Genomic DNA, 24,516 nt, shown 5'->3' with positions numbered 1-24,516 from the left:
CGGATAGTTACCGGGTTGCGCGCATCGGGAGGAGGGACGATGCGCACCATTGAGCGAACCCGGAATCATGAATCCTTCAACGACTTCTCTGGCGCCCGTTTCGGCGCCCATCTCCCCGCAACCCGCCTCCCCGCGCCGGACCGGCCGCTTCGCCCGGCTGCCGCTGCTGGCAGGGCGGAGCTTCATCCCGCTGGGACTCTTTGCCCGGCTCCCTCTCGCCATGCTGACGGTCGGCGCCCTCACCCTGGTCACGGCCGTCACCGGCTCCTACGCCGTCGGCGGTGTGTCGGCCGGCGCCGTCGGCATCGGCTCCGCCCTGGGCGCGCCCATTCTGGGCGCGCTGGCGGACCGGCTGGGCCAGCGGCCGGTGCTGGTGTTTGCCGCGGTCTTCAACACTGTCGCGGTCACCGCCCTGATTCTTGCCGCCCACTTGATCCCAGCCGGACAGGACCTGGCCGGCGCCTGGCCCGTGCTGGCGGCCGCGTTTGTGGCCGGCGCGAGCTGCCCGCAAGTCGGCCCGCTGGCGCGGGTCCGTTGGATGGCCCTCACCTCCCGGGGCGGACGCGAAGCCAACACCGCGGACCTGGATACGGCCCTTTCGTACGAAGGCACCGCCGACGAACTGACCTTCGTGCTGGGCCCGGCGCTGGTGGGAATCATTGCCAGCCTCTTCGCACCCTGGCTGCCGCTGGCCCTTGCCGCAGCGCTGACCATCACCTTGGTACCGGCCTTCGCCGTGCACCCGACGCACCGTGCCGTGGTCCGGGCGCCGGCGCGGACCGCGGAAGCTGCGGCAGCGGAGAAACAACGCCGAAGTACTCTGCCTGCCGGTCAGCGGGCGGGATCGTTTGCCGCCGTCGCGCTGCCCGTGCTGGCCATGGTCTGCATGGGCACATTCTTCGGTTCCACGCAGACCTCGCTCAGTTCCTTCGCCGCGAGCTTTGCCACCTCCGAGCTGGCCGGGCTGCTGTACGCCGTGATGGGCCTGAGCTCGGCAGCGGCCGCCCTTTCGGTTGCCTACTGGCCGCAGCGGATCACGGTGAACGCCCGCTGGTTGGGCTGCTCGGCGCTGATGGCCGCCCTCGCGCTGCTGCTGTTGCTGCCGTCGACCGCGCTGCCCATGATCCTGGTGCTGCTGGTGCTGGGCCTGCCCGTCGGCCCGCTCATGGTCACTGTCTTCGCCATCGGCGGACTCGTGGCCCCGGCCGGCAAACTCGGCACGGTCATGACGGCCCTGGCCAGCGGCATCGTCGCCGGCACCGCCCTCGGATCCTCCATCGCCGGGCAGCTCGCGCAAAATCACGGCTACTCCACGGCCTTCCTTGTGCCGGTCTGTGCCGCCGTGGCGCTGTTCCTGCTGGGTGCCGCCGCCGTCGTCGTCCTCCACCGGAAGAAAACGACGCCCGCCCGCGTCTGACCGCCCGGGCAAGGCCCGGTCAGCCGAGCTGCATCTCGATCCGCGCGGCGCTCGCGGCCAGTGCCGCAGCCACGGTTTCTGGGTCCTGGGCGGCGCGGATGTACACGACGGCGAGGGCTGCCGGCCGTCCGCCCGGAACCCGGACCGGCACAGCCAGAGAGGAAACCCCCGCGATGACCTCATCGTGGCTGGCGGCGTAGCCCCGGCGCCGGGCTTCGGCGGCCTCGGCGCGGTACGGGATCCCGGGCGCAGCTTCGTGCCATTCCTGCTCGGAAAACGCCGACTGGATGGCGATGCCGGGCGCGCCGGCGCTGATCGGATGACGTGAGCCGGGATGCTGGACCACGGTGGCCCCCGTGTGCCGCGGGTCGACGGTGACCAGTGTGACGCATTCGGCGTGGTCCCAGACCACCACGAAGGCGCTCATGGTCAGCGCGTTGGCGAGCTGGGTCAGTTCCGGGAGCGCTGCCGTCTGCAGGTTGCGCGAAACCCCGCGGGCCAGCACGGCCAGGCCGGGACCGGGCTGGACCCGGCCGCCGTCGTCGCGTACAAGCAACGAGTGGTCCTCCAGCGTGCGGAGGATGCGGTAGGCGACGGAGCGGTGGACGCCCATGGCGTCGGCAAGTTCGGCAATGGTCAACGGCTGCTCGGCTTCGGCGAGGATTTCCAGGGCGCGGATCCCACGGGACAGCGTCTGGGAGGGGGAGGCCTGGGCGCTCGCGGCGGTCGGGGTCATGGGTCCATCCTAGGGGGAGGGGGTCGGGCGCTCCGGCTTACCGCAACGACCCTTGTGCTCGGGTACTCACTGCGCTAGCGTTCTGTATGGGAATTACGTGTTCGATTATAGAACAAGAGATTTGCGTTAGATACAGGCCCGCAACGAAGCACGGGGCCCACGAAACAATACGCAAGGGATCAACGATGATTGCCAAGCCCCGCACCGAGGCCGCTCCGGTTGTTCCGGGCCGCACCCCGGAACACCGCACCCCGGAACACCGCGCCCCGGAACACCGCACCCCGGAACACCGCGCCCACCACTTCCGCGGGAGCCTGGGCAGGTTCGCCACCGGCGTCGCGATCGTCACCTTCGACGGCGCCTCCAAGCGCCACGGCATCACCGTCAACTCCTTCACGTCGGTGTCGATGGATCCTCCGCTCGTGCTCGTCAGTATCGCCCGCACCGCCAAGGCGCACGACGAACTCGCCGGCCGGCCCTTCACGGTAAACATCCTCGGCGCCGAGCAGCGCCACCTGGCCCTGCACTTCGCCGGGCGGCCAGGCCCCGACCCGCTGTGGGTCGAAGGCGGGACCGCGCCTCGGCTGTCCAATGTGCTCGCCTACTTTGAATGCAAGCCCTGGGCGGCTTACGACGGCGGGGACCACACCCTGTACATCGGCGAAGTGGTGGACTTCAACTACCGCAACGGCGATGCCCTGGCCTTCGCCAACAGCACCTTCACCACCATTCCGGAGAGCCAGCTGGGGATGGAGGATCTGCTCTAAGACCGCACTTCTTCGACGACGCAGCTCACGACGATCACGACGACAGGAGAAACAACCATGGGTATCCGTACCGGCCAGCAGTATCTGGACAAGCTCAACGCGATGACGCCGCACGTGGTGATCGACGGCGGGGTGGTCAGCGAGAAAATCGCCGAGCACCCCGCCTTCCGCAACGTCGCCAGGTCCTACGCCAAGCTCTTCGACATGCAGCATGACCCCAAGTACCAGGAGGCACTGACGTATCCCTCGCCCAGCACCGGCGACCTCGTGAACGCCTCCTTTCTGGTGCCCAGGACCATTGAGGACCTGGAGCGCCGCCGCCGCGCCATCTCCACCTGGGCCGAGTCCTCCAACGGTTTCCTGGGCCGCTCGGGCGACTACATGAACTCCTCCCTCACCGCCCTAAGCACGGCGCAGAAATGGTTTGCCCAGGCCGATCCCAGGTTCGCGGAGAACATCCGCAACTACTATGAGTGGGCCCGCGAGAATGATGTTCTGGCCACGCACACGCTGATTCCACCGCAGGTCAACCGCTCGGTGCCCGGCTCCGAACAAATGGGCGGCCAGCTTTCGGCGCGGATCGTGGAGGAGCGCGAGGACGGCATCGTCATCCGCGGGGCCCGCATGCTCGCCACCATCGCACCGATCGCCGACGAGCTGCTGGTCTTCCCGTCCACCGTGCTCCGGGCATCGCCGGAGGACGCGCCGTACTCCTACGCCTTTGCCATCCCCAACGATGCGCCCGGCCTGCGCTATCTTTGCCGCACCTCGCTGTATAACGGCGGCAGCACGCATGACGAGCCGCTCGCCTCGCGCTACGAGGAGATGGACGCCGTCGCGATCTTCGACGACGTGTTCGTCCCGAACGACCGGATTTTCATGCTCGGCAACCCGCAGCTCTGCAACGGTTTCTATGCCGAGACCGGCGCCGGTGCGCTCATGACGCACCAGGTGGTCACCCGCACCATTGCCAAGAGTGAGTTCTTCCTCGGCCTGGCCTCCGAGCTGGCCGACTCGATCGGCATCGACGGCTTCCAGCACATCCAGGAGGACATCGCCGAACTCATCGTCGACGTCGAAATCGGACGGGCGCTGGTCCGCGCCTCCGAGGCCGACGCCCGGCTGAACGAGGCCGGTGTGATGCTGCCGAAGTGGTCCACCCTCAACGCCGCCCGCAACTGGTACCCGAAGATCGCCCAGCGCTTTCCGCAGATCATCCGGAAGTTCTCCGCCTCCGGCCTGATGGCGCTGCCGGGCGAGGCGGACGTCAACAGCGAGGCCCGGGCGGACATCGAGATGTATCTGCAGGGCAAAACCCTTACCGGTCCCGAGCGCGTCCGGCTCTTCAAGCTGGCCTTCGATGCCTCGATTTCGGGGTTCTCCGGCCGCCAGTCGCTCTATGAATACTTCTTTTTCGGTGACCCCGTCCGGATGGCGGCGGCAATGGTGAACAGCTATGACCGGGAGCCCGTCCGGGCCCGGGTCCGCGAACTGCTCGCCCGCGAAGAATGACGGTGTGTGCTTTATCACAGTGTTCATAGTATGATCCTGATACTAACTGACCGTTCGATCAGTAATCCAAGAGGCATTCAGTTATTCACCCGCACCCACCCGGGCAGTACCGCTGCCCCCAGCAACGGAGTTCCAATGACCGCAACTTCAACCGTCGATTCCGAGACGGGCCCCAGCAGCAAGCATGAGGAACGCAAGGTCCTCGCGGGGACGCTGGTCGGGACCACCATTGAGTGGTACGACTTCTTCATCTTCGCCCAGCTGACAGCAACGCTGCTGTCGCCGCTTTTCCTGGCGCCGCTGAATGCCTCCAACCCGGGCCTGGCGCAGATCCTGTCCTTCGGCCTTATCGGCATCAGCTTCCTGTTCCGCCCGCTCGGCGCCATCATCGCCGGCCACCTGGGCGACCGCCTCGGACGCAAGGCGATGCTGGTCTTCACCCTGATCATGATGGGTGCCGCCACGGCGCTGATCGGCATGCTGCCGACCTACGCCCAGATCGGCTTCTGGGCCCCGGTCCTGCTGATCCTCCTGCGCATTCTGCAGGGCTTCTCTGCCGGCGGCGAATGGGGCGGTGCGGCCCTGATGGCCGTGGAGCACGCTCCCAAGAGCAAGCGCGGCCTGTTCGGCGCCTACCCGCAGATCGGCGTTCCGGTCGGCATGATCCTGGCCACCGGCCTGCTCTTCTTCCTCAACTCCAACATGTCCAAGGAGGACTTTGCCGCCTGGGGCTGGCGGGTGCCGTTCCTGCTCTCCATCGTGCTGATCGTCGTCGGCTACCTGATCCGCCGGGCGGTTGCCGAGAGCCCGGTCTTCAAGGAGATGGCTGCCCGCAAGGAAGAAAGCAAGGCGCCCCTTGGCGAGCTCATCCGCAAGCACAAGAAGGCCGTCCTCTACTCGACGATGATCTTCATCGGCAACAACGCCGCCGGCTACCTGCTGATCGCGTTCTTCATCTCGTACGCCACCAAGTCCCTGAAAATGCCCACCCCGCAGATCCTGCTCGCCACCACGCTGGCGTCCTTCGGCTGGCTGATTTTCACCCTGGTCGGAGGCTGGCTCTCGGACAAGATCGGCCGGGTCAAGACGTTCCTGATCGGCTATGGCATCGTCTTCGCCTGGATGATCCCGATGTTCGCCCTGATCGACACCAAGGACATCGTGCTCTACGGCGTCGCGCTGTTCGTCCTCACCATCGGCCTGGGGCTGTCCTACGGCCCGATGTCCGCCATGTACGCCGAGATGTTCCCGGCCAACGTGCGCTACTCCGGTATTTCGATCGGCTACGCCTTCGGCGCCATCCTCGGCGGCGCCTTCGCGGCCACCATCGCGGAGGCCCTGCTGCAGAGCACCAAGTGGACCGGATCCATCGGTATCTACATCATGGTCCTCTGCGTCATCTCCGCCGTGGGCGTTCTCCTGGCCAAGGAAACCAAGGGCCGCCCGCTCGGCGTCAGCAGCCACCACTAGCCACGCTGCTGCGCCTCGAGGTGACGGACGACGTCGGCGTCCGTCACCTGCGGGAAAATTCGGTAGTAGCTGCCGACGGCGCGGAACTCGCCGGGGATAAAAAGGCTCAGGACGGCGTCGGCGGCGTCCTCCAGCGAGTTTTGCGCATACAGCGAGGCGACGGGAACCGCGACGACGATACTGGCGGCGCCGGCCCCGGTGACGGCTTCGACGGCGACCCGCATGGTGGCCCCGGTGGCCATGCCGTCGTCGGCCAAAATGACCGTCCTGCCGTGGATGTCCGGCCCAACCCCCGGGTACGCCTCTGCCCGGCGTTCCAGTTCAGCGCGTTCCCGGTGCTCCACCTCCGCCAGGGCCGCCGGCTGGATCCCTAGCTGCAGAAGCTGGTCCACGAACGGACGGTTCAGCACGCGCACCACCTGGCCGCCGGACCAGGCGAGCGCGCCAAAGGCTGTCTCGTCATGGCCGGGGATCCCGAGCTTGCGCACCTGCAGGGCGCCGAAGGCAAGCCCCAGAGCCTCAGCGGCGGCGGCGGTTACGGGCACGCCGCCCCGGGCCAGGCCGACCATGACGGCGTCCTGCCGGCCGCGGAACTGCCGGAGGGCATCGGCCAGCTGCCTGCCTGCCTGTACGCGGTCGGCGAAGCGCATGCCCATGGTCCCTCTTCCGCGGTCCGGGGCTGCAGCCCGGGCCGCCGTTAGGATCAGACGCCCAGGAAGCTGATGGCCCCCTGCTTGAAGGCGCGGCTGGTGATGGCGTTGGTGTGGTTGCGGCCCGGCAGCACCAGCTGCTCCACCATGGCCCCGGCCTTGCTGCCGAGCGCGGCGAGTTCCGGCAGCGAACCGGCCCGCTCGTCGTTTTCCCCGGCCACCAGCAGCACCGGCATGTGCGGCACGGCCTCGGCGGGATCGAACGGCTCGCCCTTAATGGCCTCCACGAGGGTCAGCAGCGCGAAGATGTTGTTGGACGGCAGCAGCATGGCCATCCTGAGCAGCCCCGCGGTTGATGCGTCCGCGATGGGCGTGCCATCGGCGAGGTAGCGCTGGGCGGCGATGAGATCGAACTCGGCCAGCGGGTCGGCGACGTTGGGACCGCCGAGGACCAACCGGTGGACCAACTCGTGCTGGGTCGCCCCGAATTCCCAGCCGAGCCGGGAGCCCAGGGAGTAACCGATCACGTCGAGCCCGCTGGTCGGGTCGCCGTCGCGCAGCGGCCGCGCGCCGGCGTCGAACGCGATCTGGAGCAGGTCCGCACGGATCCGGCTGGGGGAGTAGGAGTCCATGTCCTCCGGAGCACCGCTGCGGCCGTGTCCGGGCAGGTCCACGGTAATGACGCGGCGGCCGGCGTCGAGCAGGGCCGAAATCCAGCCGGAGTCTTCCCAGTTGAGCTTGGAGGAGGAGGAAAAGCCATGTAACAGCAGCACCGGACGCAGCCCGGCGTCGTCCTTGGGGTCGTGCACCGCCACGAACAGCTGCGGGTCGGTGCCCTCAACGGTGTGGGAGTGCTGCTCGCCGGTGTGTCTGCCGCTCATGGTGTCAGTCCTCATCAAGTACGGCGCTCAGGCGGACCCGGCGCGTCGGTGCCTCTTCCCGCGGGACGGTGCCCACGATGCCGGCGGTGTTGTCCGGCACCTCAAACACAATCAGTGGCTCACCGACATTGATCTTGTCGCCGGGGCCGCCGTGGATACGCACTACCTTACCTGCCTGCGGGCTGGGCAATTCAACCGCCGATTTGGTGGTTTCGACCTCCACAAGGGGCTGGTTGCGTTCCACCTGGTCGCCCGGTGAAACGAGCCATTCCAGCACGGTTGCCTCGATCAGTCCCTCGCCCAGGTCAGGGAGCGGAAAGGTAATTTCAGCCACGGCGGTACTCCAATACTCGCTGGATCCCGAAGAGGATCCTGTCAATGTTCGGGATGTATTCGTCTTCCAGATCGCCGGATGGGTACGGGACGTCGAAGCCGGTGATTCGCTCCACCGGCGCCTTGAGAGTGTCGAAGCAGCTCTGCGTGATCAGCTGCGCCACTTCGGCGCCGAGGCCGGAGGTCAGCGGGGCCTCGTGCACGACGACGGCGCGGCGAGTCTTGCGCACGGAGGAGGCCAGCGCCCCGGCGTCAATCGGCTTGAGCCAGCGCAGGTCCAGGACCTCGATGTCGATCCCGTCCTCGGCCGCAAGCTCGGCCACCTGCAGGCAGCGCGCCACCATAGCGCCCCAGGCCACAAGCGTAAGGTGGCGTCCTTCCCGCATCACCTTGGCGCCGGTGGGGGAACCGCCGTGTGCATCGTGCCTGGCGGCGTCTACCTCGCCCTTCTGCCAGTAGCGCGATTTCGGCTCCATAAAGATCACCGGGTCCGGCCGGGCGCAGGCGTACTTGAGCAGGTGGTAGGCCTCGTGCGGGTTGGACGGCGAGACGACTTTGAGGCCGGGGACATGCGCGAACAGCGCCTCGAGACTCTCGCCGTGGTGTTCGGGCGCGCGGATGCCGCCGAAGCTCGGGACCCGGAGCGTGATGGGCATCGGCAGCCTGCCCCGGCTCCGGTAGTTCATCCGCGCAATCTGGCAGACGATCTGGTTGATGGCCGGGTACGCGAAACCGTCGAACTGGACCTCGGGGATGGGGTGGAAGCCCGCCATCGCCAGGCCCACGGACATGCCGAGGATGCCGGACTCCGCCAGCGGGGTGTCGAAGACGCGCTGCTCGCCGTGTTTGGCCTGCAGCCCGTCGGTGATGCGGAAGACCCCGCCGAGCCGGCCGCAGTCCTCGCCGAAGATGACGGCCTTGGGGTTCCCGGCGAGAACCTCGTCGAGGGCGCGGTTCAGCGCCTGCTGCATGGACATCACGGTGGCGGCTGCGGGGCCTTCCCCGCTCGTGCCTGCGGCGGGCGCGCCTTCGAGAATCGAGTTAGACATGTTCGGACTCCTCGCGCCAGCTGGCGGCCTGGGCCTGCAGGGCCGGGGTGGTTTCCTGGAAGACCAGGTCAAACATTTCAGTTCCAGGCCGGGAGCCGAGAGCCTGGATGCCGGTGCGGATCTGCTCCTCTTCGGCCTTGGCCGCGGCCAGCGACTCTGCGAAGAACGCCTCGTCCGCGATTCCCTCGGCCAGCAGCCGCTGCCGGAGCCGCTCCAGCGGATCCACGCCGGCGCCGTCGCGCTCCTCGTCCAGGGAGCGGTAGCGCCCCGGGTCATCGGAAGTGGAGTGCGGGCCGCGCCGGTAGGTCATCGCCTCGATCAGCACAGGGCCGTTCCCGGCCCGGGCGTGCGCGAAGGCGCGGCGGGTCGCCTCGACGACGGCGATGACGTCGTCGCCGTCAATCTGCAGGGCAGGCATGCCGTAGCCCGCGGCGCGGGCGGCCACCGAGCCCCCAGCCACCTGGCGTTCGGTGGGGACCGAAATGGCCCAGCCGTTGTTCTGGACGAAGAACACCACGGGCGCCTTCATTACGGCGGCGAAGTTCATCGCCTCGTGCACGTCGCCCTGCGAGGAGGCGCCGTCGCCGAAGTACGTCAGGGCGACGCCGAGCCCGCCGCCGGCGGTGCCGGCGAGGGTCTGGCCGTGCGCCCAGCCGACGGCGTGCAGCACCGAACCGGCCACGACAGCCTGGATCGGGGCGAGCCGCGATGCCAGCGGGTCGTAGAGGCCGCCATGCCAGGTGGCCTTGTGCGTGGACATGTACGCGACCATGTCCACACCCATGGTCCGGGCAACGCCCATCTCCCGGTACGTCGGAAAGACGAAGTCACGGGTGGTGTCCACGGCGTAGCCGCTGCCCACTTGAGCAGCCTCCTGGCCGAACTCCGGGGCGTAACCGGGGATGATGCCCTGCCGCTGCCAGGCGATGGCCGAGGCGTCGAGGTGGCGGACAGCCACCATCAGCGAATAGAGCTCGCGAAGCTGGGCGGGCGTAAGTGGTCCGGCAGCATCGCCGGAAGCCACGGGGGGAAGTGTGTCCATGCCTGTGACCCTAGTCACCCGGGCGAGGGCGGGCAATCAGCGCGCAAAACGCTGACCAGACTGCACAAAATTGCCGGTACAGCCGGCGTAGCGCTTGACAATTTGTCCAGTTCGCCGGGGCGGGGCCGCGGCGCCGGCGGATTACTTGCGGGTCAGCCTGGCGCCGATCCAGCACGCAGCCGCGATCCCGGCGACCAGTGCCAGGGTGCTGAAGAGCTGGCGGCTGCTGTCCGGGTTGCTGAAGCCGACGGCGAAGATCAGCGCCAGGAGCACGAGCCCGAAGAGGGTCAGCCCGGGAAAACCCTTCATCCGCAGCGGCAGCACGGTCCCGTCACGGTCCGCGCGGCGCCGGAGGATCAGCTGGGATACCAGCGCCGTACCCCACACCACCAGGCAGGTGGAGCCGACGAGCTGGAACAGGGCCGGCAGGATCTGTTCCGGGAAGAGCAGCTCGAGCACGGCGGCGAGGAACCCGAAGGCCACCGAGACGCCGACGGCAACCGCGGGGACGCGGGCCCTGGTGAGCCGTGACAGGATGCGCGGGGCCTCGCCGCGCTCGGACAGTGAAAACACCATGCGGGAGGCGCCGTAAAGGTTGGCGTTCAGGGCCGAGAGCAACGCCACCACGGCCACCAGGGTGATGGCCGTACCCGCGCCCGGGATGCGGGCCATGTCGAGGACGCCCGCGAACGGGGATGCCAGTGCCTCAGAGGTAGACGGAAGGACGGCGGCAATGACGAAGACGGAGCCGATGTAGAAGACCAGGATCCGCCAGACCACGGTGCGGATCGCCTGGGCGACGCTGTGCTCGGGGTTCTCGGTCTCGGCGGCGGCCACGCTGACGATCTCGGTGCCGCCGAAGGCGAAAATCACGACGAAGAGGGCGGTGGCTATGCCGCCCAGCCCGGCGGGGGCGAAGTCGGAGGTGATGTTGGCCAGGCCGGGAGAGGCGACGTCCGGCAGCCAGCCCAGCAGCAGGGCGGCGCCGATGGCCAGGAAGATCACAATGGCGGCCACCTTGAGGATGGCAAACCAGAATTCGAACTCGCCGAAGTTCTTCACGCCGGCGAGGTTAATGGCGGTGAACACCACCATGAAGACCAGCGACAATGCCCAGACGGGGATTACCGGCCAGACGCTGAAAAGGAGCCCGGCGGCACCGAGGGCCTCCGCCGCGATGACGACGACGAGTTGCAGCCACCAGAGCCAGCCGACGGTGGCGCCGGCGGTCTGGCCCAGGGCCTTTTGCGCGTAGACGGAGAAGGCGCCGCTGTTCGGATGGGCGGCGGCCATCTCGCCGAGGGCCCACATGACGAGGATGATCAGCGTTCCGGCGACGAGGTAGGAGATCAGGACGGCCGGTCCGGCGGCCTGGACTCCCGCCCCGGAGCCGAGGAACAGGCCGGCGCCGATCGCGCTGCCGAGTCCCATCATGGTGAGCTGGCGGGGCTTCATGGTGTGGCCAAGTTCTTGGGCCGGGCGCTCCGCGGTGGACTTCATTGTCATACTGGCGAACCTTCTTGTGGTTTGGATCGGGGGGTCCTTATGGGACCTCTCGAATTTACCGCCTTTGCGACACTGCCCCAGCCCGTCGCGGATCCGGGGCGTGAGAGCATGGTGGCAGTTTGTTAGCCAAAACGGGCGTTGCGGCGGCTTTTTGTCGGCACGATGCCCCTTCAGGAGGAAGTTCCGCATGGACGTTGATGCTCTGGATGCGAAAATTGTCCGATTCTTCACGGATTCCCCGCGGGCTTCGGTCCTGGAGGCCTCACGGGTCCTGAACGTCGCCCGCGCCACCGTCCAGTCGCGGCTGGACCGGATGCAGGACCGCGGGGTGATCGGCTCCTGGGTCCCGCAGCCGGATCCGGCCCGCTTCGGCTTTCCCGTGGTCGCGTTCTGTTCCCTGACGATCAACCAGGACCTGGGGCACGACGCCGTCGTGGAGGCGCTGGCGGAAATCCCGGAGCTGATCGAGATCCACACCGTCTCCGGCAGCTCGGACCTGATGGCCCGCATCGCCGCCCGATCCAACCCGGACCTGCAGCGGGTGCTGGATGCCATGATCGCCACCCGGACGGTGCTGCGTTCCTCGTCGGTGATCGTACTCAACACCCATTTCCAGGGCCGCACGCTGCCGCTTCTGGAAGCCGCGGCCCGGGGCAAGAGCTACCAGGGCAAGGACTAAACGACGCTTAAGCCGCCCGGCAGGCCGGTCCGGCCGGTGAGCAGGAGCAGCAGGTCCCCGGCGGTCGGCAGCCGGGCGCCGATGGCTCCGGCCAGCTCCAGCGACGCCGAGATGGCCGGCCCCAGCGGCGCCGGCGTCGGAAGCCCCAGGGCGCGGGCCAGATCCAGGCCGTGGACGGCGAGTTCGAAGGTGCGCGTCGGGAGGTAGTCGACGAGCGTCATCGTTCCGGCCGGCGTGGCGAGAAGGGCATCGTCCGGAGTGCTCCGGACCACGGCGGTGATCCGTTGGACGAGTTCCTTGACGGCCCCGGCCGGGTCGGAGCCGAGGGCATCCCCGGTTTCGCGGCCGCGCTGCGCGATCGCCTCCGGCGACGTCCCGCCCCGGACGGTGAGGAAATAGGACACCGGGCCGTCCCGCCGCGGTCCGGACGCCGGTGCGGCCAGGTACGTTTCAACGGTTGTCAGGGCGCGGCTCGCATGGCCCGTCAGCCCGCGAACGTCCCAGTCGCCGAGGGCGGGTTTGGACCAGGCGTCTTCGGGCACCTGCCCGACCAGCACCAGGAACGCCTGGGCCGCCCCCAGGTAACCGGCCTCAACTGCGAGATTTTCCATAGCCTCGAGTTATACCGGCGCCCGAAGGAGCCCACAAGCCCTCCGGGCCTGACGAAGCCGGCCCCGGAGTGACACATTTTGCGCCCGGGCGGCAACGCCGTAGAATCAGTTCTAGTCAATTTGACTATAACTATCCGGCGGTTGGGCCGGAACTATCCGGGCAGGGTGGATCACCGTTTACACCACAGCAGCCAATGTTTCGGAGCGCCAGCTTGCGCCGCCGTCGCTGGCCATCTCCACGGTGATTTTCGCGCTCCGGCCGAGCGAGAGCTCCGGGCGCCCCACGCTCTGGATTCCGCTGGTCCGGCGCATCCGGGAGCCGTACAAGGGCCTCTGGGCCCTCCCCGGCGGACCGCTGACCCACGCCGAATCCCTGCAGGACGCCGCCTCCCGGAACCTCCGGGAGACCACAGGACTCGCGCCCAGCTACCTCGAACAGCTCTACGCCTTCGGCGGCCTGCACCGCTCGCCCACCCAGCGCGTCGTCTCGATCGTGTACTGGGCACTGGTCCAGCCGACCGAGGCGGCCCTCGCGGACGAATCCGAGAACGTGCGCTGGTTCCGGGCGGACCGGCTCGGCGAGCTGGCCTTCGACCACAACGCAATCGTCGACTACGCCCTGTGGCGGCTGCGCAACAAGATGGCCTACGGATCCATCGCCTACCACCTGCTCGGCGAGTATTTCACCCTGGCCCAGGTGCGGGAGGTCTACGAGGCGGTCCTGGACCGGGAACTGGACCCGGCGAACTTCCGCCGCCAGATCAAGGCCGCAACCGAGATTGAAGAAACCGACCAGTACCTGCAGGGCGGCAAACACCGGCCGCCCCGCCTCTACCGCTTTACCGGCCGCCCAGGCCTTGACCCAGACAACAGGAGCACACCATGAGCAGCGTCAACACGGCCATCCAGCTGATCACGCGCGAACAGGCCACCACCATGAGGGGGGCCACGGCCGCGTCCACCTGCAGCCCGGCGCTGGCCCGCGGCCCCTGGGACTACGACCTCGCCGAGGCGCTCGCCGGCGTACCGGCCTACGGACCGGGCGCCTCCAGCTCCGACGTCGCCCCCGCGGCCACACCCCGGCAGGGCCAGCTCCCCGAGGAGTACAAGCTGGCCGGCGACGTCGAGCTCGACGCCCGGATCCGCGCCGCCAAAGCGGCGCTGGGGGACCGCGCCGTCGTGCTGGGGCACTTCTACCAGCGCGACGAGGTGGTCGAATACGCCGACTTCGTGGGCGACTCCTTCCAACTGGCCAACGCCGCCCTGACCCGGCCCGATGCCGAAGCCATCATCTTCTGCGGCGTGCACTTCATGGCCGAAACCGCGGACATCCTGTCCCGGCCGGACCAGGCCGTGATCCTGCCCAACCTCGCCGCCGGCTGCTCGATGGCGGACATGGCCGACATCGACTCCGTCACCGAGTGCTGGGAACAGCTCGAGGAACTCTTCGGGACGGAGCCCGACGCCGAGGGGCGGGTCCCGGTCATCCCGGTCACCTACATGAACTCCTCCGCAGCCCTCAAGGGCTTCTGCGGCGAGCACGGCGGGATCGTCTGCACCTCCTCCAACGCCTCGACGGTGCTGGAGTGGGCCTTCGAGCGCGGCCAGCGGGTGCTGTTCTTCCCGGACCAGCACCTGGGCCGCAACACAGCGAAGGCGATGGGCGTGCCGCTGGAGCAGATGCCGATGTGGAACCCGCGCAAGGACCTTGGCGGCAACGACGAACAGGATCTGCTCGATTCCCGGGTGATCCTGTGGCACGGCTTCTGCTCGGTCCACAAGCGCTTCAACGTGGGCCAGATCGAGAAGGCCCGCGCCGAGTTCCCCGGCGTCAACGTCATCGTGCACCCTGAGTGCCCCATGGAGGTGGTGGACGCCGCCGATTCCGCCGGGTCTACCGATTTCATCAAGAAGGCCATCGCCGCCGCCACCGAACCCACCGCGTTTGCGATCGGCACCGAGATCAACATGGTGAACCGGCTGGCCGCGGAGTACCCGCAGCACACCATCTTCTGCCTGGACCCGGTCATCTGCCCCTGCTCCACGATGTACCGCATCCACCCGGGCTACCTCGCCTGGGTGCTGGAGGCCCTCGTCCGCGGTGAAGTGGTCAACCGCATCACCGTCGAGGACTCCGTCGCGGCCCCGGCCCGGGTCGCCCTGGAACGGATGCTGGCGGCGCGGCCATGACCAGGCGGCTGGTGGTGGTGGGCAGCGGCATCGCCGGGCTGTACGCCGCGCTGCTCGCCTGCGACGCGGCGGACGCCGAGGGGGCGGGCAGCTCCGCCGTCGAGGTGGTGCTCCTGAGCAAGGGGACCCTGGAACAAAGCAACACCTTCTATGCCCAGGGCGGCGTCTCGGCCGTGCTGTCGCCGGGGGAGGCCTTCCCGGGCGATTCCGTGGCGGCCCACATCGCCGACACGCTGGCGGCCGGAGCCGGGCTCAACGACCCGGAGGCCGTGCGGATCCTGTGTACCGAAGCGCTCCGCGACATCGCCGGGCTGCAGCGGTTCGGCGTGCAGTTTGACGCGGGTCCGGGCAGTGGGCCGGCGCTGGGGCTCGAGGCCGCGCACTCGGCGCCCCGTATCCTGCATGCCGGCGGCGACGCGACCGGCGCCTGCATCTCCCGGGCGCTGGTTGCCGCCGTCCTGGGGCGGGCCGCCGCGGGACGGCTCCGGGTGGAGACCGGTGCCTTCGTGACCGAATTGCTGACCCACCCGGAGTCCGGGCGCGTCACAGGCGTCGCCTACCTCGCCGGCGGGGAGGCCAAACAGCTCGCCGCGGATGCGGTGCTGCTTGCCACCGGCGGCGCCGGCCGGCTGTTTGGCCGGACCAGCAACCCCTCCGTCGCCACGGCGGACGGCCTCGCGCTGGCGTGGCGGGCGGGCGCCGCGGTGCGGGACCTCGAGTTCTTCCAGTTCCACCCCACCACCCTGGCCGCGGACGAGGTTCCGGGCGGACCTCCCGCACTGCTGATCTCCGAGGCGGTCCGCGGCGAGGGGGCGGTGCTGCTGGACGCCGCCGGCTACCGTTTCATGCCGGACTACCACCCGGACGCGGAACTGGCCCCGCGCGACGTCGTCTCCCGCAGCATCGCGCTGCACCTGGCCGCCACCGGCGCAGCGCCGGACAGCCCCGTCTACCTGGACGCCCGGGGCGTAGACGCAGCCCGCGGCCCGGGCTTCCTGGCCCGGCGCTTCCCCACCATCAGTGCGGCCACCCGCGCTGCAGGCTACGACTGGGCTGCGGAACTGCTGCCGGTCTCCCCGGCGGCGCACTACTGGATGGGCGGGGTCGCCACGGATTTCCGGGGACGCACGTCCGTCCCGGGGCTGTACGCCGCGGGCGAAGTGGCGTGCACCGGCGTGCAGGGCGCCAACCGGCTTGCCAGCAATTCACTGCTGGAGGGCCTCGTGTTCGGCCGCCGTGCCGTGGAAGCCTTCCTCGACGAGGCGGGCCCGGAGGCCGTCCCGGCGGCTGTACGCGCGGCTGTCGCCGGCACCAGGGACGAACTCCCCGCCGCTGAACCCGGCAAGTTGACGGTTCCGTTCAGCCGTGCCGCCCTCCGGCGCCTGATGACCGGCGCCGCAGGCGTGATGCGCACCGGATCCGAACTCGACGCCGCCGCGGTGCAGCTCGCGCAATGGGCGGCGACCCTTGCCGGGGAGCCCGGAACCGATTCCGACCAGACCGCCCACGAGGACCGGAACCTGCTGCTCGCCGCACAGCTGCTCGTGGCAGCGGCGCGGAAGCGGACCGTCTCCGTCGGCGCGCACTACCGCGCCGACAGCCCGGCCGGCGCCGCACACTCCGCGGTGCTGGTTGCCCCCGCCCGCTCCACCTCGACGGCCGGCAAGTCCGGCCACCGGCACGCTTCCGCATCCCGGCCCAAGCAAAGGATCTCGACATGACAGCACCCGCTGCCAGCGCAGCCACCGTAACCGCTGCGCGCCCCACCGCACCTCCCACCGCACGCCCGGCGCTCGCCGGCAGCCTGCCCGCCACCGCCGTCGACGCCGTGCTGCGCGCCGCCCTGGACGAGGATGCGCCCTATGGGGACATCACCTCGCAGACGCTGATCCCGGCGGAAGCCCGGGCAACAGCGGTGCTGGCCGCCCGGGTCCCCGGGGTGTTCAGCGGCGGAGAAGTCTTCGCTGCCGCCATGAAGCTGACCGATCCCGACGCCGTCGTCGACGTCCTTGTTCCGGACGGGGCTCCCTTCCCGGCCGGAACGCCACTCGCGCGGGTGCGCGGCAACGCCCGCGCCGTGCTGCTGGCCGAACGCGTCGCCCTGAATCTGGTGCAGCGGATGAGCGCCATTGCCACCAAGACGGCGGAGTTCGTGGCCCTCGTGGACGGCACCGGCGCCCGGATCACGGACACCCGGAAGACGACGCCCGGGCTGCGCGTGCTGGAACGCTACGCCGTGCGCTGCGGCGGGGGCGCGAACCACCGCTTCGGCCTGTCCGACGCCGTGCTCGCCAAGGACAACCACCTTGCGGTCCTCACCGGCGGAGATGCCGCAAAGCTCACGGCCGTCCTCCGGGACGCCCGGACGCGGCTGGGCCACACCACGCACTTCGAGGTGGAGGTGGACAGCATGGAGCAGATCGAACCCGTTCTCGCCGCCGGCGTGGACACCATCATGCTGGACAACTTCACCCTGGCGGAGCTTGCCGCCGGAGTGAAGCAGGTGGCCGGTCGCGCCCGCGTCGAGGCCAGCGGCAACGTCAACCTCGCCACCGTGGCCGGCATCGCCAGGACGGGGGTGGACGTCATCTCCATCGGCGCGCTCACCCACAGCGTCGCGGCGCTGGACCTCGGGCTCGACCTTGAACTCGAGACCGCTCCGTCCACGGAACTGCCGGCCGGCTGAGGCCCGACATGATTTTCCTGGATGCAGCCGCCACCACGCCGGTGCGCCGCGAGGTCCTCGAGGCCATGTGGCCGTACCTGACGGGGGAGTTCGGCAACCCCTCGAGCCACCACTCCCTCGGCGACGCCGCCGCCACGGCGCTCGCCGGAGCACGGGCGGCGACGGCGAAGGCCCTCGGCTGCCGGCCGGGCGAGATCACCTTCACCTCCGGCGGCACGGAAGCGGACAACCTCGCGGTGAAAGGCATCGCCCTGGCGCGCCGGGCCGCGGACCCGCGGCTGGACCGGGTTGTGATCAGCGCCGTCGAGCACCCCGCGGTAGAGGAATCGGCCCGCTACCTCGAACGGGTCCACGGGTTCGCCGTCGACGTGGTTCCGGTGGACACCTACGGCCGCGTCACGGAAGAGGCCCTCACCGCGGTCCTCCGGCCGGAGACGGCGCTGGTCAGCATCATGTACGCCAACAACGAGGTGGGCACGGTACAGCCCATCGCCCGGCTCGCCGCACTGGCCCGCGCGCAGGGGATCCCGTTCCATACTGACGCCGTCCAGGCCGCCGGCTGGCTGCCGCTCGACACCGCAGCCCTCGGCGTGGATGCGCTGAGCATCTCGGGCCACAAGCTGGGGGCACCGAAGGGAAACGGCGCCCTGTTCGTGCGCGGCCGGACCCGGCTGGAACCGGTGATCCACGGCGGCGGGCAGGAACGCGGACGCCGCTCGGGCACCGAAAACGTGGCAGGGGCCGTGGCCCTCGCCACCGCACTCACCCTGGCGGGGGGAACCAGGCCGGAACTCGCGGACCGCGTCGCAGCGCTGCGGGATGACTTCATCCGGAGCGTGCTGGCCGGTGTCCCCGGCGCGGTCCTGACCGGCCATCCGTCCGAACGGCTTCCCTCGGTGGCCTCGTTCTGCTTTCCGGGGACCAGCGGTGAATCGGTCCTGCTGGAACTTGAGCGCCAGGGGGTCATCTGCTCCAGCGGTTCCGCCTGTGCCGCGGGTTCGGACGGGCCGTCCCCGGTGCTGCTCGCCCTGGGGATCGAGCCCGCGGTCGCGCAGACCGCCGTCCGGTTCAGCTTCGATTCAACAGTGACGGCAGCCGAGCTGCAGGAAGCGGCGGCCGCGGTCCGCACCGCCGTCGGGAGCGTCCGGGCCCTCGGCCCAACTAGGGGCGCCTAGCGGTGCCGTGCCCGCCGGAAAATCCAGTGCCGCAGCAGCGTGAAGCGCACGGCCGTGGCGACCAACCCTGACAGCGTCGTGGTCCACAGCTCGTCGGCAACGGTGGCGTCCGGGTTAAGCCAGTGCAGGATGCCCAGGCTGCCGCCGGTCAGCAGCAGCGCCACGAGGATCACGATCAGTCCGTTGAGATGGTCGCGTTTCATCCGCTTCCGCTCGGTGATCTTGAAGGTCAGGCGCCGGTTCAGGGCAGTGTTCATCAGCGAGGTGAGGACAAGGGCCGCCGCGTTGGCCGGCTGGGCGCCAATCCAGGGCCGGAGGAAGGCATACAGGGCCAGGGACGTGATGGTGCAGACGATCCCGACGCCGGTGAACCTGATGAGTTGACGGACCAGGGGGTAGCGGAGGATCCCGCTGTGCCGGCGGCGGGCCGGAGGATGGACGACGGCGGGGGCAGGGGAGCGCTGCTCGAGCTGGGCATCCATCCGGTCAGTACAGTTCGCCGACCGGGATCTCCACGGCAAGCCGGTTGGAGGGCCCCGCCAGGGGGCACGCCCACGCCTCGTTGTAGGCGCAGGAGGGGCTGTACGCGAAGTTGAAGTCCACCACGAACTCGGCCTCCGGGCCGGAACCCTGTACGCCGTGGAAGGCGCCCTTGATGGTGTCCAACAGGTAGCGGCCTGCGCCGTAGCTGCCCCCGGACTGCCCTGCCGTGGCGTCGCGGAACGGCACGAAGATGCCGCCGCCGTAGCCCTTGAGCTTCCAGACTGCCAACTGGCCCATCTCCGGCAGGTCGAAAGTGCCCAGCCGGACGAAGCGGACCAGGCCGTCGGTGCCGGTCTCGACGTTCATCTCGCGCCCGGCGCCCTCGCTCGTCAGCGGGATATGGAACCGGTAGATCGGGTCGTAGTCTGCTGTCTTAAGCCCGTCGAAGCGCGACTTGGCCTCAGCGGTCAGCGGTGAGGCGGGGTGCGTGCCGAACATCCGGTCCCGCTCGTGACGCCAATAGGTATGAGCCTCGGCCGGATCCTCGGCAGCGAGCTTCCGCACGGTGGCGTATAGCGCAAAGGTCCGGAGCCGCCAGTCCGCGATGTCGAGGGCGGAGATGTCCGCCACGCTGTCCAGGTCCCCGGAATCCATTCCGTCAATACGCTGTTCCGCCATGCCCCCAGCGTAGCCTTCTTTCCGCACGGCCAGCTTAGGTCGCGGATTGCCGCGCGGACCCGCGGCCCCCGCGTCAGGTGCTCCGAAACACCGATCCGGAATCTCCGCACCGCCCCACGGACCGGACTACGCTGGCACCATGACTCGGACGGCTATCTCCTTGGGGATCCGGATCGCCGCGGCGCTGGCAGTCACCGCAGCGGCGCTTTCCGGCTGCAGCGGCAGTGGACAGGGCGCGCCGGCCTGGACCGCAGGCGGCAGCCCGGGCGCGAGCACGGCGGCGGCCGACCCGTCCCCGGGCACCGCCTCAGCCGGCGCGACGCCTGACGCCGCAGCGTCGGGAACCGCCTCCGGGACGGCCTCGGCGTCACCCGGGTCCACCGCTTCAGCCTGGAAAGTCTTCATGGATCCGGCCAAGAGCGTGAGCTTTGAACTTCCGCAGGACTGGATCGCGCAGTCCGTCCCGCCGGAGCAGGGAAGCCTGCCCGGTGCGCTCAAGATCGAGGTCAAGGACGCCGAGGGCGGCTACCTCGCCACCCTCCAGACGGGCCTCCCGTCCCGGCCGGTCCCGGACTGCCCGGGAGACGCCCTCAAACCGTACGTGGTGGTCAGCAGCGTTCCGGTCGAGCTGCCGCACCGCGGGGGCGAAGGCCTGATCGAGCCCCGTGTCGTGTTTCGGGTGATCCAGGGCTACAAGTTCTTCGGCTCCTACGGCATCACCAACATGGTGGGCGGAGCCGATGGAAAGTCGTGCGGCCTGCAGAACGTGGTCCGCGGATCCGAGGGCAAGGGCGACTACTCCTTCGGGGACCTGACAGTGCTGAAAGTGTTTGCCCCCGACGAGAGGGTGGCGCCGGCGAAGTCCTTCGACACCCTCGACCAGGCGGCGAAATACGTCAACCAAGGCGCGGAATTCGCCAACGTCCAGCGGATGCTAATGTCTCTGAAGGTCAAAAACTAAGACCGCTGCGCCCCGCACACCCACGGGAGAGCGACGGCGGCCGGCCTGCCGCCAATCCGTTGCAACCCACACCCCGGAGATACATGGAACGCTCTGTCGCCGCACGCCTGGCCTTCAAGACCGTGGCCGAGACCAAAGTCGCGCTGGCGGTCTCCGTGGCCCGCAATGCCGGATACAGCGGCTTCAAGGAATCGCTCTCCGTAACGGCCGGCGGCGAGGACGTCGCCCTGACGGAGCTCTCGGACCATCACGGCGGCCGGTTCCACTACATGGAGTTCGCCGAGCCCACTGAGGTGCTGGTGGAGTACGCCGCGACAGTCACCGGGTTCGCCCTGCCGGAAGAACCGAGGCTGATGGAGCTCATCCGCTACGTGCGGCCGAGCCGTTATGCCGAGTCGGACCGGCTGCTGCCGACGGCGTACGCGGAGTTCGGCGGGCTGGCCGGCGAGGAACTCCTGCACGCCGTGCGCAACTGGGTCTTCAGCGAACTGCGTTACGTGAGCGGGTCCTCCCGGGGGACCGACGGCGCCGTCGAGACGCTGCTGCACCGCCGCGGGGTGTGCCGGGACTACGCTCACCTGGCCATCGCGCTGCTCCGCTCCAAGAATGTTCCGGCTCGGCTCGCCGCGGTCTACGCTCCCGGACTGACCCCGATGGACTTCCACGCCGTCGCCGAGGCGCACATCAACGGCGCGTGGCAGATCATCGACCCCACCGGCTTGGCGCCGCGGGAAAGCATGCTCCGGATCACGGCCGGCCGGGATTCCTCGGACACGGCATTCCTGTCCACGGTGGGCGGCAGCCTGACCCTAAAGGAACTCAAAGTGACCGCCATTGTGAACGGCGAACTGCCGGAAGAGGATCCGGCGAGGCTCGTCGTTCTCCGCTAGGGGGCGATGCTAAGCCAGCACTCACCACACTCCCTAGTCCGGCCGGCCGAGTTCCTCCCACAGGAAGGCCAGGGTCGCGGCGCCGGCTTTCAGGATGTCCACGCGGACGCTCTCGTCACTGTCGTGCCAGTTGTCCTCCACAAGTCCCGTCCCGAAAAAGACCACGGGAACCTTCAGCGCGGAGGAGAGCAGGTCCGCGGGCCCGCCGCCGGCATTACCCATGCGCCCCACCTCCTGGGACTGGAAGCCTTTCGTCATTGCTGTGGAAAGACTGTCCAGCACCCGGCTGTCCGGAGTCCTGTAAAACTCCTGGGCGGTTTCGGTATCCAGAGACAGCTCGTAGGAATAGCCGTCGCTAATGGTTTCCTTCACCCAGCGCCGCACCTGATCTGCCACGTCCTGGACACTCTGGCCGGAGACAGTGCGGATGCTCAGGTCTGCGGAGGCCATGGACGGAACGGCTGCACGCTTTACGCCGATCGGGTCCCCGGCTGCCAGGGCAATGACTTCCAACGCCGGACGCTCCCACAGCCGTTCCAGGACCGTGTAGCCTTCCTCGCCTACGATGCTCCGGGTGTGGGAGCGCTCCAGCCAGTCCTGCGGGTCGAAGGGGAGTGCCGCCAGTTCTGCCCGGCGGCGCTGGGAGATTTCCTCGACGTCGTCGTAGAAGCCCGGGAACGTGATTCTCCCCTTTTGGTCGTGTAGCTGCGCGAGCAGCCGACTGAGCTCAAGGGCCGGATTGGGGGCCGCCCCGGACACCGCGCCGCTGTGAATGTCGGTAAACGGCCCGTAAACCTCAAGGTGTGCGCCGAGCATGCCGCGGATGCTGGTGCAGATGGCAGGATGCTCCGCACGCCACAACAGGGTGTCGGAAAACACCACCGCATCCGCATCAAGGCGGGCCCGGTGGGCCTGGAGGAGGTCTGCCAGGCCGGGGGAGCCCGCTTCTTCCTCCCCTTCGACAATCAGCTTGAGGTTCACGTCCGGTGCGGTGCGTCCCGTGGCATCCAGGTGCGCGCGGATTCCCCAGACATGCGCCATCACCTGGCCTTTGGCGTCCGAGCTTCCGCGGCCGTACAGCCTCCCATCACGGAGTACCGGGTCGAACGGGGAGGTCTGGTCCCAGTTCTCGTCCTTGACCGCGCGAACGTCATGGTGGCTGTAGATGAGAATGGTGGGCGCGCCCGGGGCTCCGGACCATTCCGCGAAGACCGCAGGGCCCTCGGCCCCCTCCCAGATTTCCGTGATCGGGAACCCGGCGCCCCGCAGCTCCCCGGCCAGCCAGTTGGCGGACCGGGTGAGGTGGTGTTTCCGCTCGGGGACGCCGGCCACCGACGGGATGCGGACCCACTCCGCGAGCCGGTCCAGGAGCAGGGGCGTGTGGGCGTCAAGGTACTCCCGTACGCTGTCGTCAGCATCCATTGGTGCTCCCGTCGGATCCGTCAGGTGGCTTGCAGCCGCCGGGACCGGCGGTGCGGAGCTTGGGCTGTGCCGCGGGTGCGGTCGACGGCGTCCAGCACCACCGCGGCCAGGCTCTGGCTGTTCATCATGGTCTCGCGTTGCCTTCTGGAGCCTGTGCCGCAGGAGAGAATCCGGGCGAGTTCCAGGGTCACCTGCTCCTCGTCGCCGGTGCTGGCGAGGGCCGGGCGGACATGCGTCAGGAGGGCCTGCACCGCTTCGGCGGCCGGGCACGGCAGGTTCAGGAGGGGATGCAGAAGCGTGCCGTCCACGCCGGACTCGCTGGCCTTCCACGCCGCCAGGCGCAGTTGCGCGGCGGAGAGGCGGGGCGCCGGAATGCCCACCCTCCAGTCCTGGGCCGCCCGTTCCACGAGTGCCCGCACAATGGCGGCAATGGCCGTGGCGTCGTCGGGGTCCATGCAGACGTCGGCGATGCGCACCTCAACCGTCGGATGATTGCGGGAGAGGCGTGCGTCAAAGTACACCATGCCCTCGTCAAGGAGTACGCCGGTAGCCAGCAGCAACTCAACGTAACGGCGGTACTCCCGTTCCGATCCGAACCGTTCGCTAGGTCCCGCCGTCGGCCATCGGTTCCACGCCTGATAGCGGAAGCTCGCGTAACCGCTGTCGCATCCCTGCCAGAACGGGGAGTTCGCGCTCAGCGCCAGCAGAACCGGCAACCAGACGCGGATCCGGTCCAGGACCGCTACGCCTTCCTCCCCGGAGATAACGCTGACGTGGACATGGAAGCCGCAAGTTAGCTGCTCCTTAAGTGTCAGCCCAAACCGGGCTGCCATCTCCAGGTAGCGCGGCTCCGGTAGGAGTGTTGGAGTTGCCGCAATGGGGCTGGTGGCCAGCGCCACCGCCCTGGCGCCCGCCGTCCGGGCAGCTTTGTCAGCCAGGGCCCGGCCCTCGCGGATGGCCGCCGCCAGTTCCTGCAAGGTGGAGCAAACAGGGCTGACTGCTTCAAGCTGCTCCTGCTTGACCTCCGGGGTCAGCGACGGGCCCGCGCCTGGCTCTGGGCTGCTCGCCCCGTGCCGCAGGGACAGTTCTGCGACGGGGGCCGGCCGCCCCGTTACGGGGTCGACGAGTAGGAATTCCTCTTCAACGCCGAAGGTTCGTTGAAGCCTGCCGTCCGGACGGGTTTCCGGTCTGTTCATTGAAAAATCCAAGGCACTTCCTCTGGGGAAAGGCCTCCGGCCAATGGTGCATGGACCGGCTGCCGCAAAGCAGAACAGCCCTCTTGCATGAGCCACAATCACCGGCCCGCTGGAATTGGTCAGGCTGCTGACTACCTCAGATTACCCACGAAGGCAGGGCCCGGGAAGAGCGATGCGGAAAG

Annotated in this window: 25 protein-coding genes; 12 read left to right on the top strand and 13 right to left on the bottom strand. The window is 68.8% G+C overall.

Features of this window, described 5'->3' with window-relative positions:
* Positions 1-67 precede the first annotated feature (67 nt).
* Positions 68-1,417: an MFS transporter gene (locus OM977_RS13070; protein WP_264354370.1), complete on the top strand. Its 1,350-nt coding sequence runs from the start codon at positions 68-70 to the stop codon at positions 1,415-1,417.
* A 19-nt stretch (positions 1,418-1,436) separates the two neighbouring features.
* On the opposite strand, the gene OM977_RS13065 is transcribed toward OM977_RS13070, so the two are convergent.
* Together OM977_RS13065 and OM977_RS19760 are read right to left on the bottom strand one after the other, a co-directional pair.
* Complete coding sequence (locus OM977_RS13065; RefSeq protein ID WP_264354369.1) at positions 1,437-2,153, bottom strand: IclR family transcriptional regulator; 717 nt, start codon at positions 2,151-2,153, stop codon at positions 1,437-1,439.
* Positions 2,154-2,332: 179 nt separating this feature from the next.
* Complete coding sequence (locus tag OM977_RS19760; protein ID WP_442960650.1) at positions 2,333-2,428, bottom strand: hypothetical protein; 96 nt, start codon at positions 2,426-2,428, stop codon at positions 2,333-2,335.
* 39 nt (positions 2,429-2,467) lie between these two features.
* Here OM977_RS19760 and OM977_RS13060 point away from each other — a divergent pair, with 39 nt between their 5' ends.
* The 3 genes from OM977_RS13060 (at position 2,468) to OM977_RS13050 (ending at position 5,902) form a co-directional block, all read left to right on the top strand.
* Positions 2,468-2,920: a flavin reductase family protein gene (locus OM977_RS13060; RefSeq protein ID WP_442960731.1), complete on the top strand. Its 453-nt coding sequence runs from the start codon at positions 2,468-2,470 to the stop codon at positions 2,918-2,920.
* A gap of 57 nt (positions 2,921-2,977) precedes the next feature.
* On the top strand, positions 2,978-4,432 hold the full coding sequence (gene hpaB, locus OM977_RS13055; RefSeq protein ID WP_264354367.1) for a 4-hydroxyphenylacetate 3-monooxygenase, oxygenase component: 1,455 nt from the start codon (positions 2,978-2,980) through the stop codon (positions 4,430-4,432).
* 135 nt (positions 4,433-4,567) lie between these two features.
* The gene (locus tag OM977_RS13050) at positions 4,568-5,902 is read left to right on the top strand and encodes an MFS transporter (RefSeq protein ID WP_264354366.1); all 1,335 of its coding nucleotides are present in this window, start codon (positions 4,568-4,570) and stop codon (positions 5,900-5,902) included.
* Here OM977_RS13050 and OM977_RS13045 read toward each other — a convergent pair.
* The 6 genes from OM977_RS13045 to OM977_RS13020 all read right to left on the bottom strand — a co-directional run bounded on the left by OM977_RS13045 (position 5,899) and on the right by OM977_RS13020 (position 11,363).
* A complete protein-coding gene (locus OM977_RS13045) occupies positions 5,899-6,558 on the bottom strand; it encodes a phosphoribosyltransferase (RefSeq protein WP_264354365.1) in 660 nt (219 codons plus the stop codon). The genes OM977_RS13050 and OM977_RS13045 overlap by 4 nt on opposite strands.
* 47 nt (positions 6,559-6,605) lie before the next feature.
* The gene (locus OM977_RS13040; protein WP_264354364.1) at positions 6,606-7,433 is read right to left on the bottom strand and encodes an alpha/beta fold hydrolase; all 828 of its coding nucleotides are present in this window, start codon (positions 7,431-7,433) and stop codon (positions 6,606-6,608) included.
* Positions 7,434-7,437: 4 nt separating this feature from the next.
* A complete protein-coding gene (locus OM977_RS13035) occupies positions 7,438-7,767 on the bottom strand; it encodes a biotin/lipoyl-containing protein (protein WP_264354363.1) in 330 nt (109 codons plus the stop codon).
* Complete coding sequence (locus OM977_RS13030) at positions 7,760-8,815, bottom strand: alpha-ketoacid dehydrogenase subunit beta (protein ID WP_442960649.1); 1,056 nt, start codon at positions 8,813-8,815, stop codon at positions 7,760-7,762. The genes OM977_RS13035 and OM977_RS13030 overlap by 8 nt, the downstream gene beginning before the upstream one ends.
* Positions 8,808-9,857 carry a thiamine pyrophosphate-dependent enzyme gene (locus OM977_RS13025; protein ID WP_264354362.1) on the bottom strand — a complete coding sequence of 350 codons (1,050 nt, stop codon included), beginning with the start codon at positions 9,855-9,857 and terminating at the stop codon, positions 8,808-8,810. Before OM977_RS13025 ends, OM977_RS13030 begins: the two co-directional genes overlap by 8 nt.
* A gap of 141 nt (positions 9,858-9,998) precedes the next feature.
* Entirely contained in the window at positions 9,999-11,363 is a 1,365-nt protein-coding gene (locus tag OM977_RS13020) for an amino acid permease (protein WP_264354361.1), read from the bottom strand.
* Between the two features lie 187 nt (positions 11,364-11,550).
* Between OM977_RS13020 and OM977_RS13015 the strand changes: the two genes are divergently transcribed.
* Positions 11,551-12,042, top strand: a complete 492-nt coding sequence (locus OM977_RS13015; RefSeq protein WP_264354360.1) for an Lrp/AsnC family transcriptional regulator — start codon at positions 11,551-11,553, stop codon at positions 12,040-12,042.
* Here the strand turns inward: OM977_RS13015 and OM977_RS13010 are convergent.
* Positions 12,039-12,653 (bottom strand): maleylpyruvate isomerase N-terminal domain-containing protein, encoded by a 615-nt coding sequence (locus OM977_RS13010; protein WP_264354359.1) that lies wholly within the window; start codon positions 12,651-12,653, stop codon positions 12,039-12,041. The genes OM977_RS13015 and OM977_RS13010 overlap by 4 nt on opposite strands.
* A 169-nt stretch (positions 12,654-12,822) precedes the next feature.
* Here OM977_RS13010 and OM977_RS13005 point away from each other — a divergent pair, with 169 nt between their 5' ends.
* Genes OM977_RS13005 through OM977_RS12985 form a run of 5 tightly spaced genes read left to right on the top strand, consistent with a single transcriptional unit; the run spans position 12,823 to position 18,704 of the window.
* Positions 12,823-13,539 (top strand): NUDIX hydrolase, encoded by a 717-nt coding sequence (locus OM977_RS13005; RefSeq protein ID WP_264357412.1) that lies wholly within the window; start codon positions 12,823-12,825, stop codon positions 13,537-13,539.
* Positions 13,536-14,843, top strand: coding sequence for a quinolinate synthase NadA (nadA, locus tag OM977_RS13000; RefSeq protein ID WP_264354358.1), 1,308 nt, complete (start codon positions 13,536-13,538; stop codon positions 14,841-14,843). The genes OM977_RS13005 and nadA overlap by 4 nt, the downstream gene beginning before the upstream one ends.
* A complete protein-coding gene (gene nadB, locus OM977_RS12995) occupies positions 14,840-16,564 on the top strand; it encodes an L-aspartate oxidase (RefSeq protein ID WP_264354357.1) in 1,725 nt (574 codons plus the stop codon). Before nadA ends, nadB begins: the two co-directional genes overlap by 4 nt.
* Positions 16,561-17,529 carry a carboxylating nicotinate-nucleotide diphosphorylase gene (gene nadC, locus OM977_RS12990; RefSeq protein WP_264354356.1) on the top strand — a complete coding sequence of 323 codons (969 nt, stop codon included), beginning with the start codon at positions 16,561-16,563 and terminating at the stop codon, positions 17,527-17,529. The genes nadB and nadC overlap by 4 nt, the downstream gene beginning before the upstream one ends.
* Positions 17,530-17,537: 8 nt before the next feature.
* Positions 17,538-18,704: a cysteine desulfurase family protein gene (locus OM977_RS12985; protein WP_264354355.1), complete on the top strand. Its 1,167-nt coding sequence runs from the start codon at positions 17,538-17,540 to the stop codon at positions 18,702-18,704.
* On the opposite strand, the gene OM977_RS12980 is transcribed toward OM977_RS12985, so the two are convergent.
* Entirely contained in the window at positions 18,701-19,186 is a 486-nt protein-coding gene (locus OM977_RS12980; protein WP_264354354.1) for a GtrA family protein, read from the bottom strand. The two genes, OM977_RS12985 and OM977_RS12980, sit on opposite strands and share 4 nt — an antisense overlap.
* Positions 19,187-19,190: 4 nt before the next feature.
* The gene (locus tag OM977_RS12975) at positions 19,191-19,865 is read right to left on the bottom strand and encodes a DUF1684 domain-containing protein (RefSeq protein WP_264354353.1); all 675 of its coding nucleotides are present in this window, start codon (positions 19,863-19,865) and stop codon (positions 19,191-19,193) included.
* Positions 19,866-20,004: 139 nt separating this feature from the next.
* On the opposite strand from OM977_RS12975, the gene OM977_RS12970 reads away from it, so the two are divergent.
* Together OM977_RS12970 and OM977_RS12965 are read left to right on the top strand one after the other, a co-directional pair.
* Positions 20,005-20,826, top strand: coding sequence for a hypothetical protein (locus OM977_RS12970; RefSeq protein WP_264354352.1), 822 nt, complete (start codon positions 20,005-20,007; stop codon positions 20,824-20,826).
* Positions 20,827-20,909: 83 nt separating this feature from the next.
* On the top strand, positions 20,910-21,716 hold the full coding sequence (locus OM977_RS12965; RefSeq protein WP_264354351.1) for a transglutaminase-like domain-containing protein: 807 nt from the start codon (positions 20,910-20,912) through the stop codon (positions 21,714-21,716).
* A 33-nt stretch (positions 21,717-21,749) separates the two neighbouring features.
* Here the strand turns inward: OM977_RS12965 and OM977_RS12960 are convergent, their stop codons facing one another.
* Together OM977_RS12960 and OM977_RS12955 are read right to left on the bottom strand one after the other, a co-directional pair.
* The gene (locus OM977_RS12960; protein WP_264354350.1) at positions 21,750-23,138 is read right to left on the bottom strand and encodes a M20/M25/M40 family metallo-hydrolase; all 1,389 of its coding nucleotides are present in this window, start codon (positions 23,136-23,138) and stop codon (positions 21,750-21,752) included.
* Positions 23,139-23,158: 20 nt separating this feature from the next.
* Positions 23,159-24,334 carry a glutamate--cysteine ligase 2 gene (locus tag OM977_RS12955; protein WP_264354349.1) on the bottom strand — a complete coding sequence of 392 codons (1,176 nt, stop codon included), beginning with the start codon at positions 24,332-24,334 and terminating at the stop codon, positions 23,159-23,161.
* Between the last annotated feature and the right edge of the window lie 182 nt (positions 24,335-24,516).

Origin of the sequence: Pseudarthrobacter sp. MM222 (assembly GCF_947090775.1) — a bacterium.
Lineage (GTDB): Bacteria > Actinomycetota > Actinomycetes > Actinomycetales > Micrococcaceae > Arthrobacter.
Note: the sequence above shows the minus strand (reverse complement) of the source record. Positions and strands in the feature narration are given on the sequence as shown.